Raw genomic sequence first — 9,358 nt, 5'->3', positions numbered from 1 at the left:
TCAAACCCTTATAGAAAAGCCGTTTCAGTTTCCGACTCCCGACTCCCGACTGCCGAGGACCGCGCGCAGCGCTATATATAGCAGGAACTGCCTCTGAGTTCCCACAGAATTGATACACGAGGTTGCCATACATCACATTTGAGAGGGATTGGCGATCGCTTTCGGGCCGAAACGGCGCCCCCTTGAGGTGGGGTTCAAGACTCCGAAACTTCGGAAGCGGGGCGTTTCCAGCCGAGAATCCGGTAGACATCCACCAACTGATGTTTGCCCTTGAGGGGGATGAGTCCCCAGGCCTCCACTTCAAAGACATCAGGGACGTACATCAATGTCTGATAGGCGATCAGAATGCGGCAGACATCGGAGTGGCGGTCCTTTTCGCAGCTTTCCAGGCGGGAGGCGATGTTGACCGAATCGCCCAACAGGCCGTATTCCAGGCGATCGCGCCCCCCCAGACTCCCCGCCACGATCGGCCCGGTGAAAATACCCGCCCGCATCTGAATCGCCGGCAAATTGCGCGATCGCCAACTTTGATTCAACTTCCGCAACCGTTCCCCCATGTCCAACGCGCAGGCGATCGCGGCTTTGGCATCCCGGGCGATTTCGTCGTCCGTTTCCCGGGCGATGGGGACGCCGAAAGCCGCCATGATCCCGTCTCCCATAAACTTGTTGATGATCCCTCGGTGATTGTGGACCGATTGAGTCAAACCGTCGAGATATTCGTTGAGCCATTCCATGAGTTGTTCGGGGGGGATCTGCTCGGAAATGGTGCTGAAATTGCGGATGTCGGTAAACAACATCGTAGCGATCAGTTTTTGGCCGGGTAATTTGCCGTCGGCGAGGAGGCGATCGCGGCTGTTCCACAGAGCCGTTGCCACCTCCGGCGAGGTATTTTGTCCCAGGAGTCGCATCACCACCTGCTGCTGTCGCTGGGCGCTCAATCCCAAATAGGCGACGGTCGTCGCGGAGGTGAGGATCAGGGACAAACTCGGCGCCACGATCGAGACCCAGCGGCCATTTAAAAATAAGAAAAATCCGGTCCCGAATAAAATTCCCAACAGCACCGGCGTCCCGAAGATCCAAATCAGGGGGTGGCGACTCCCGACGATCGCCGTCACGCCGACCCCTCCCCAGGCGACGATCCACAGCAGTTCGGCCCACTCCGGCCAAAACGCGAACAGCGGGCGATCGCCGCCCACCGCATCGAGGAGTTGACTGAGCATCTGGGCGTGAATTAAGACCCCCGGCATTTTCGCCGACACCTTGCGACCGGGGCTGTAGGGGGTCAGGAACAGATCCTTGGCGCTCGGCGCCGTGGTTCCGATCAGGACAATTTTGCCCTCCACCCACTGCCGGGGAATCTGGCCGTAGAGCACTTGGCTCAACGTCACCGTCCTCGCCACCGCGTCATCGGAGCGGTAGTTGAGCAGAATTTGATAACCCTGGTCGTCGATGGTTTGATACCCGCCCGAATGGCGCTGTAGGGGAAGAAATTCCGCCTCGCCCCAGAGGATGCCCTCGGGGTGGTCGGGGCTGTTGTCCGGCTCGACCCCCCGTTCCCGCCAATAGTGGAGGGCCAGTTGCATCGACAGGGAATAAAATGTCCCCTCGTCGGTATTTGCCAAGATCAAATTTCGCCGCACCACCCCGTCCGGGTCCAGCAACAGGTCGTTGAATCCGACGCGATCGCCCGGGACGCTCGGCGGGGCGGGGGTTCCCAGAGTCCGGCCGTTGCTGAGGGTTTTGATGACGAAAATATCGGGATTTTCCAGTTCCCGGACGAGATCTCGATGTCCCGGTTCGTAGCGAATTTCCCGGTACAGGTCTAAGCCGATCGCCTGGGGTTGCCATTCCCAGAGGCGATCGAGCAATTGGGCGATCGTCCGGTCGGGGAGGGGCCAGCGGTTGAAAGCCTGGATGTCTTCCTCGGTGATAGCCACGATCAGCAGCCGCGGGTCGGGGTCGCGATCGGGCCTGAGCCGCACCATCAGGTCATAGGCCAGCAGTTCGAGGGGTTGCAGCCCCCCCACCTGCCGCAGTCCCAAGACCGCTAGGATCGCGATGACTGTGGCGATCGCACAAGTTCCCATTTCCTTGAGATTCACTTGCTTTCTCTTTAAGATGTCGAACGGCTTCAGACTCACGATCGATATTATCCGGTGAGGTGCGGGACTGCTATTGACCATTGTTGCCGAATTTCGCCCGAACTGGGGGGCCCGACCCATCATTGAAAGATTTGAAATTGTAGGGGCCCCTGGCTTGCGCCCTAATTTTAGATTCTTCCCCGCCCCCTGTCGCTTTGTTCCTTTTACCGTTCAGTTTCAATATTGTCCGGTCATTTCGCTTGCTAATGCCTCGTCGATTAAAATTGACATCAGAAACTTCAAAACTATCAAAAAAGCCGATCGCGATGTATTCTGCCTCAAAAACGGAGACGGATATGATCAAATTTTTGGGGGTCATTCTCTCAAATCAAGTCCGCGAAGCACAAAACAACTGGGCTTGTAGGAGTCGGACAAAGAAACGGGAAAAAGCCGTTAATTTTTCACTTTTCACTTTTCACTTTTCACTCAAAATGATCCGATTCCCGTCCGGGTCGAAAACGTAAATTTCCCGGCCGTGGGAGGCGACGATGAGATCGCCGGGAGGGGGATAGCCCAAATCCTGAAAATGGGCGATCGCATCCTCCAAATTGTCCACCTGCAGACACAAACTCATCGCCCCCGAACCCGGGACAAACTCGCCACCGTCGTGCGATCGCGGCCGAAAAATTCCCAACCGCAAACCGGGAAGTTGAAACTCGGCGTAAACCCCCCCCAGAGACACCTCGGGCTGGACTCCGAAAAGATCGCCGTAAAAGCGGGTCAATTTGGCCAGGTCGGCAGTTGCCAGGGTGACAAGCGCCCCATTGCAGTGTAAAACCATATTTGGGAAAGCGATAATTTTGATCCCGACGGGCGAACGCAAATCTTGCATCCATATTGAGTTGAAAAATGGGACGAATTTTTCTATCGGCAGGTCACGGAGGGTTTGAAAACGGGGTCAGAGATCCCGGTGTCGTCGCCGGGGGGACTACCGAAGCCCAAGAAATGATCCGCATCCGGGATCTGGTGCTCTCGGAGTTGCGATCGCGCGGCTTTCAAGTCGTCGCCGTCCCCGACGACCTGTCCCAAATTCAGACCCTCGACTGGATCAACACCTATTCCCACCCGGGGGATGTGGCGGTCGAATTGCAGACCGGCGGCTCCTCCAACCCCTCCATCCGGGGCGTGACGGTATTTTACATCGCCCACAACCCGGAACGCAAAGGCGACGCCGAACTGCTGCTGTGGTCCGTGCTGCGGCGGGTTCCCCAGTTCCCCAGTCGGGGCGTCAAACCGGACACCCACACCGGACTCGGGCGCCTGGTCTTCTGCCGCTGGATCGCCGTGCCGTCACTCTACATCGAAATCGGCTATTTGACCAATCCCAGCGATCGCGCTATTTTGCAGAGTCGCCGCCGCGATATCGCCACCGGACTCGCCGACGGCATCGCCGCCTGGGTGAAAAGCGAACACATCAACCCCGCCCAACCCCTGCCGCCCGGAACCCGAGTTTACGGGTCAATTGGAATTAGAATTAACGCCCAAACCTACGGCGAAAAGGGCATTTTGGTCAACGGCAATTCCTACATCCCCATCGATTTAGCCGATCGCCTCGGAATCGATCTCAGTCAACTGGCGCGGGTGCGACGAATTCGCTACAACAACATCGTTTATATCAAAGCGATCGACCTGCGAAGTTTCGGAATTGCCGTCAGTTGGGATAACCCGAATCGATCCGTCGTGTTGCGATCGATCTCCCGACTTTACAGCGACCAAATCGATCGCATCATGGGCAGTGGCTACACCACACAAGTGCAACTGATCGTCTTTTTAAAGGCAGAAAATCCCGACGCGGCGACCCAATTTCCCCAGATCGCCAAACTCTACCGAGAAGAATCGATGATCGAGGGGATCAACTACGATATCGCCTTTTGTCAGATGTGTTTGGAAACCGATTTCCTCAAATTCGGCGGCATCGTCCGCCCCGAACAACACAATTTTGCCGGGTTGGGCGCCGTCGGCGGTTCCTCCGAAATCGCCTCCTTTTCCAGTCCCCGCGAGGGGATTCGCGCCCACATCCAACACCTGAAAGCCTACGCCAGCAATGAACCCATCGTCCAGGAAATTGTCGATCCCCGGTTCAACTACGTCACCCGAGGTGTCGCCCCCTCCGTCTACCAGTTGGGGGGCCGGTGGTCCGACGATCCCCAATACGGCGATCGCATCGTGGCTTTGGTGCGGCGGCTTTACGAAATGTCCGGACTCTTATAATTGATCATTGATAATTGATAATTAAATATCCTTTTTTTTGTGGGTGGGGTGACGGATTTTCTGGTATCCTTAAATAGGAGTTGACGGAAAATAATCATGCATAAGATTCCTGTTACGATTGTTACCGGGTTTTTGGGGGCTGGGAAGACGACGCTGATCCGCAATTTGTTGAAAAATAATCAAGGTCGTCGGATCGCGGTTTTGGTGAATGAATTTGGCGAGGTGGGTATTGACGGGGAACTGTTGAAATCTTGCCAGGTTTGCGACGAGGAAGAGACGGCGGAAACCAATATTTTGGAACTGGCGAACGGGTGCCTGTGCTGCACGGTTCAGGAGGAGTTTTTGCCCACCATGCAAGAACTGTTGAAACGCCGGGACGCGATCGATTGCATCTTGATCGAAACCTCCGGTTTGGCACTGCCGAAACCCCTGGTGCAGGCCTTTCGCTGGCCGGAAATTCGCACCGGGGCGACGGTGGACGGGGTGATTACCGTCGTCGATAGCGAAGCCTTGGCAAACGGGCAGTTAGCGGGGGATCTCGACGCTTTGGAACGGCAGCGGGAGGCGGACGAGAGTTTGGAGCACGAAACCCCCATCGAGGAGTTATTCGAGGACCAGTTAGCCTGTGCGGATATGGTGTTGTTGACGAAAAGCGATCGCATCGATGCCGATACCCAAACCCGCGTCAAACAGTGGTTGGAACGGGAACTTCCCGAAGGCGTGCGGGTGCTTCCCTGCCACCAGGGGGAAATCTCCGCCGAGGTGCTATTGGGTTTCAATGCGGCGGTGGAGGACGACCTGGACTCCCGCCCCAGCCACCACGACCACGAGGAAGAACACGAGCACGATGATGATATTAATGCCGTGCATTTGACGTTGGATGTGGCGATGGAACCCAAGGCTTTAGTGGAACGGTTAAATGCGATCGCCCACGATAACGAAATATACCGAATCAAAGGCTTCGCGGCCGTCCCGGACAAACCCATGCGGCTGGTTGTCCAAGGCGTCGGCAACCGCTTTGACACCTTTTTCGATCGCCGCTGGAAGCCGGACGAACCCCGCCAAACTCAACTGGTTTTCATCGGCCGCAGTTTGGAAGCGGACAAAATTTCGGCCTCTCTGAAATAATTGTAATAGCTAGAAACCGGGTTTCTACCCGCATCTCTCATCCTCAAAAAAAAACCTCATAGAAACCCGGTTTCTTCATCCCCAAATCTAGCGATTAAATGCGATCGCTTCCTGCAATGTCACCTTCAAACTTTCGAGAAGTTCTTCATAACTCCTTTCTTGACAATTGACACCCGGGATTTATTCAATCCAGCCGATCCACCAGCCATCCTCTTCTCGAATCAGTGCAGTATATTCGTTAACCATGAGTATTGTACCTTGATGTGAAGTAGAGGAATTATGCGGAGAAGTCCTGCAAAATGTCGGTTATCATATTATACTGATCTCGAACCCTGTTTTTCAACCGTACCGACTCCCCAATCATCTTTAGATGATTTCTGCTATTAGCTTGGGAATTGATTCCCAAGCGTTACTTGATCGAAATCTAGGGATAATTGATAAAGATTTGAAGTCATGATTTTGGATGGCTGGGGGGCGATCATATTTTAACTCAATTTTAGGGTGGCGACAATGATTTCCCCCGTTGTTGGGCTTGAGTCCCTCCGAAAAGAACCCGATCGCCACAACGAATCCGAGTTGCATCAATTATCGATTTGTCACACACTATATCAGTAGCCCATATTTTGACTCAGTTTATGACCTTCGCTTTCGGAATCGGACTCCTTCTCACCCTGACAATAATCGCGATCGCACTCTACCTCGCCACCGCCCGCAAATACCAATCCGCCGACTCGGTAGCCAACGCCTACGACCAGTGGACCGAAGACGGCATCCTCGAATTCTACTGGGGCGAACACATCCACCTCGGACACTACGGGTCCCCGCCGCAGCGGAAAGACTTTCTGCAAGCCAAAGAAGACTTCGTACACCAAATGGCCCGCTGGGGCGGACTGGACAAACTCCCCCCCGGAACCACCGTTTTGGATGTCGGGTGCGGCATCGGCGGCAGCAGCCGCATCCTGGCGAAGGATTACGGCTTTTCCGTCACCGGCGTCACCATCAGCCCCGGACAGGTGAAACGGGCCGAGGAATTGACGCCGGAGGGCTTGGATGCCAAATTTGCCGTAGACGACGCGATGGCGTTATCCTTCCCCGACGCCAGTTTCGATGTCGTCTGGTCCATCGAAGCCGGACCCCATATGCCCGACAAAGCCGTTTTCGCCAAAGAATTGCTGCGGGTGGTGAAACCGGGCGGCGTCCTGGTGGTGGCGGACTGGAACCAGCGGGACGATCGCCAAAATCCCCTCAATTTCTGGGAACGCCCCGTCATGCGGCAACTTTTGGAACAGTGGTCCCACCCCGCTTTTTCCAGCATCGAGGGTTTTTCCGAACTGTTGGCGGAAACCGGACTCGTCGAGGGAGAAGTCGCCACCGCTGATTGGTCCTCCGAAACCCTCCCCTCCTGGCTGGATACCATTTGGCAGGGCATCGTCCGCCCCAGAGGGTGGATGCAATACGGCATCGCCGGGTTCGTCAAATCCGTGCGGGAAGTGCCGACTATCCTGTTGATGCGGCTGGCTTTCGGTTCCGGACTCTGCCGGTTCGGGATGTTCCGCGCGGTTCGCGGGGAAGGTGTTTCGGAATCTTCGCAGGCGGTGTCCGCGACGGCGACCAGAAGTTAGGGAATAGGGAATGGGGAATAGGGAATGGGGAATCGTTGAATTGGTTTTGTCTTCGACTCCTGATTTTCCCTTTAATTCTTTGTTGTGTCAGTTTTACAAGCAGTGAATGGACGGTAAACGATATACCCTGGAAAATGCGATCGCACTCTCGGGGGTGGGACTCCACGGCGGTGAGACGGCGAATGTGAAAATTTTGCCCGCCGAACCGGGTCAGGGGCGATATTTCGTCCGGGTGGATTTGCCCGAGACTCCGGTCATTCCCGCCCATTGGAAGGCCGTCTGTTCCACCACCCTCTCGACGGAACTGGGAAACGGCGCCAGCGCCCGAATTCGCACCGTAGAACACCTGTTGTCCGCCCTGGCGGCGGGGGGAGTCGCGGACGCCCGGATCGAGGTTGACGGGCCGGAATTGCCCCTCTTAGACGGTTCCGCCAAACCCTGGGTTGAGGCGATCGCTGCCGCCGGACTGAGGGAAAATCCCATATCCGATTCTCCCCCGATTCTGGAAGCGGAAATTTGCGTGCGGCGGGGGGATGCCTTCGTCGCGGCTATCCCGTCTCCGGAAATTCGGTTCACCTACGGCATCGATTTTGACGTGGCGGCGATCGGCAATCAGTGGCACAGTTGGAGTCCGGGGCACCAAGATTTTGCCACGGAAGTGGCCCCGGCCCGCACGTTCACCCGGGCCGAAGATATCGAAGCGTTGCGAAAGGCGGGGTTGATCAAAGGGGGGAGTCTGGAGAATGCGATCGTCTGTTCCGAGTCGGGGTGGGTGAATCCCCCGTTGAGATTTGCAAATGAGCCGGCGCGTCATAAGATCATAGATTTAGTAGGGGATCTCAGCCTGTTGGGGACCATTCCCCAAGCCCACTACCTCGCCTACAAAGGGGGTCACGCCCTGCACGTCGAGTTGGTGCGGCGGATTCGAGAACCCCTCGCCGTGTAAAGCTTGAACTGTTAGAGAATGTCCACACTTGACGCAACCCCCGACGCCAGCAATTCCAACGCCGCGACGGCTAACGATACCCATTTGGCGATCGAAGAAATCCAGAACCTCCTCCCCCACCGCTATCCGTTCGCCCTCGTCGATCGCATCATCGAATATGTTCCCGGCGAACGGGCGACGGGCATCAAAAATGTCAGTATCAACGAACCCCACTTTCAGGGACATTTTCCCGGGCGCCCGCTGATGCCTGGGGTGCTGATCGTGGAAGCGATGGCCCAGGTGGGCGGTGTCGTCGTCACCCAACTGCCGGGGATGGAGGGGAAATTGTTCGTATTTGCGGGCATCGACAAGGTGCGTTTCCGGCGTCCGGTGGTACCCGGCGATCAGATTATCATGCGGGTGGAATTGCTCTCCGTCAAGCGAAATCGATTTGCCTATATGCAGGCGAAAGCGGAAGTGGACGGCAAGCGCACCTGCGAGGGGGAATTGATGTTTTCTCTAGCCGATTGAGGGTGCGATCGTCACTGGTTTGTTGTTGCGCTTTGGGGTCGGAAAAGGGCCCAAGCCCAACAGCTTTTTTAGGGCGCGATCGCCATGCGATCGACAATCGCAGTTTGTCTTGACTTTCAAATTGAATCTGAAGTGGGAGGAAACGGATGAAATTACAGGAATTACAAAATGAGGCGTTGCGATTATCGGTCGGCGATCGCTGGCAGTTGGTTCAAACCCTTTTGGAGTCCCTCAGACGGGATACAGAAACCCTGTCAAAATCGAGGAATCTATCGCGGTTGCGAGGAATTGCGAAACCTTCCGGAGGGGAAGTAGATGTCCCGGAGGATTACGCCACCTATCTCACCGAGAAATATCAGTAATGCGAGTTTTAATTGATACAAATGTGGTTCTCGACTTCCTGCAAGAAAGGGAACCATTTTTGGATAATGCAGCAAGGCTATTTGAGCGTATAGATGCCGGGGAGATTGAGGGATTGATCGCTGCGACGACAATTACTAACATCTATTATATTATCCGCAGAGCATCGGGAGGAGTCCAGTAGGGTGGGTTAGGCGCGGCTGTAATTTTCCGGAAAAACCCACAACTTTTCATCCGCGCCGTAACCCACCATTTCTTTTTTATGCACAGTTTTAGTCGTGTTATGACACACCTTAAACGGTGGGTTACGGCGGATTTATAGATGGCTTTTACGGCCTAGGTTGAAGCCGCCTAACCCACCCGACTGGGCTGTTTCATCTTAAATGAGGGGATCGGATCTGAATCCACAGGCAAGATGCCCGATGCTCCGTTTTGAATAT

At 55.4% G+C, this 9,358-nt stretch carries 9 protein-coding genes; 7 read left to right on the top strand and 2 right to left on the bottom strand.

Annotated features, from left to right (window positions below; genetic code table 11):
* Positions 1-194 precede the first annotated feature (194 nt).
* Both LKE08_RS11145 and LKE08_RS11140 read right to left on the bottom strand, forming a co-directional pair.
* On the bottom strand, positions 195-2,183 hold the full coding sequence (locus LKE08_RS11145) for an adenylate/guanylate cyclase domain-containing protein (protein WP_324704296.1): 1,989 nt from the start codon (positions 2,181-2,183) through the stop codon (positions 195-197).
* A 373-nt stretch (positions 2,184-2,556) separates the two neighbouring features.
* Positions 2,557-2,922, bottom strand: coding sequence for a VOC family protein (locus tag LKE08_RS11140; RefSeq protein ID WP_324704295.1), 366 nt, complete (start codon positions 2,920-2,922; stop codon positions 2,557-2,559).
* 68 nt (positions 2,923-2,990) lie between these two features.
* On the opposite strand from LKE08_RS11140, the gene LKE08_RS11135 reads away from it, so the two are divergent.
* From LKE08_RS11135 to LKE08_RS11105, 7 genes are all read left to right on the top strand, one after another.
* A complete protein-coding gene (locus LKE08_RS11135) occupies positions 2,991-4,352 on the top strand; it encodes an N-acetylmuramoyl-L-alanine amidase (protein WP_324704294.1) in 1,362 nt (453 codons plus the stop codon).
* 96 nt (positions 4,353-4,448) lie between these two features.
* A complete protein-coding gene (gene cobW, locus LKE08_RS11130) occupies positions 4,449-5,480 on the top strand; it encodes a cobalamin biosynthesis protein CobW (RefSeq protein ID WP_324704293.1) in 1,032 nt (343 codons plus the stop codon).
* 635 nt (positions 5,481-6,115) lie between these two features.
* Entirely contained in the window at positions 6,116-7,102 is a 987-nt protein-coding gene (locus tag LKE08_RS11125) for a methyltransferase domain-containing protein (RefSeq protein WP_324704292.1), read from the top strand.
* Positions 7,103-7,208: 106 nt separating this feature from the next.
* Positions 7,209-8,048 carry a UDP-3-O-acyl-N-acetylglucosamine deacetylase gene (gene lpxC, locus LKE08_RS11120; RefSeq protein WP_324704291.1) on the top strand — a complete coding sequence of 280 codons (840 nt, stop codon included), beginning with the start codon at positions 7,209-7,211 and terminating at the stop codon, positions 8,046-8,048.
* A gap of 18 nt (positions 8,049-8,066) precedes the next feature.
* The gene (fabZ, locus tag LKE08_RS11115; RefSeq protein ID WP_324704290.1) at positions 8,067-8,558 is read left to right on the top strand and encodes a 3-hydroxyacyl-ACP dehydratase FabZ; all 492 of its coding nucleotides are present in this window, start codon (positions 8,067-8,069) and stop codon (positions 8,556-8,558) included.
* Positions 8,559-8,704: 146 nt separating this feature from the next.
* A complete protein-coding gene (locus LKE08_RS11110; protein ID WP_324704289.1) occupies positions 8,705-8,920 on the top strand; it encodes a hypothetical protein in 216 nt (71 codons plus the stop codon).
* Complete coding sequence (locus LKE08_RS11105) at positions 8,920-9,102, top strand: PIN domain-containing protein (protein ID WP_324704288.1); 183 nt, start codon at positions 8,920-8,922, stop codon at positions 9,100-9,102. The genes LKE08_RS11110 and LKE08_RS11105 overlap by 1 nt, the downstream gene beginning before the upstream one ends.
* The last annotated feature ends 256 nt before the right edge of the window (positions 9,103-9,358 follow it).

It is taken from the genome of Lyngbya sp. CCY1209, assembly GCF_035615495.1.
Classification (GTDB): domain Bacteria; phylum Cyanobacteriota; class Cyanobacteriia; order Cyanobacteriales; family Microcoleaceae; genus Limnospira.
Note: the sequence above shows the minus strand (reverse complement) of the source record. Positions and strands in the feature narration are given on the sequence as shown.

What these genes read in the sequence shown, in the direction of transcription:
- LKE08_RS11145 (WP_324704296.1), bottom strand. Translation starts at nt 2,183, where the DNA reads ATGGTCAATAGCAGTCCCGCACCTCACCGGATAATATCGATCGTGAGT.
- LKE08_RS11140 (WP_324704295.1), bottom strand. Translation starts at nt 2,922, where the DNA reads ATGGTTTTACACTGCAATGGGGCGCTTGTCACCCTGGCAACTGCCGAC.
- LKE08_RS11135 (WP_324704294.1), top strand. Translation starts at nt 2,991, where the DNA reads ATGGGACGAATTTTTCTATCGGCAGGTCACGGAGGGTTTGAAAACGGG.
- cobW (WP_324704293.1), top strand. Translation starts at nt 4,449, where the DNA reads ATGCATAAGATTCCTGTTACGATTGTTACCGGGTTTTTGGGGGCTGGG.
- LKE08_RS11125 (WP_324704292.1), top strand. Translation starts at nt 6,116, where the DNA reads ATGACCTTCGCTTTCGGAATCGGACTCCTTCTCACCCTGACAATAATC.
- lpxC (WP_324704291.1), top strand. Translation starts at nt 7,209, where the DNA reads ATGGACGGTAAACGATATACCCTGGAAAATGCGATCGCACTCTCGGGG.
- fabZ (WP_324704290.1), top strand. Translation starts at nt 8,067, where the DNA reads ATGTCCACACTTGACGCAACCCCCGACGCCAGCAATTCCAACGCCGCG.
- LKE08_RS11110 (WP_324704289.1), top strand. Translation starts at nt 8,705, where the DNA reads ATGAAATTACAGGAATTACAAAATGAGGCGTTGCGATTATCGGTCGGC.
- LKE08_RS11105 (WP_324704288.1), top strand. Translation starts at nt 8,920, where the DNA reads ATGCGAGTTTTAATTGATACAAATGTGGTTCTCGACTTCCTGCAAGAA.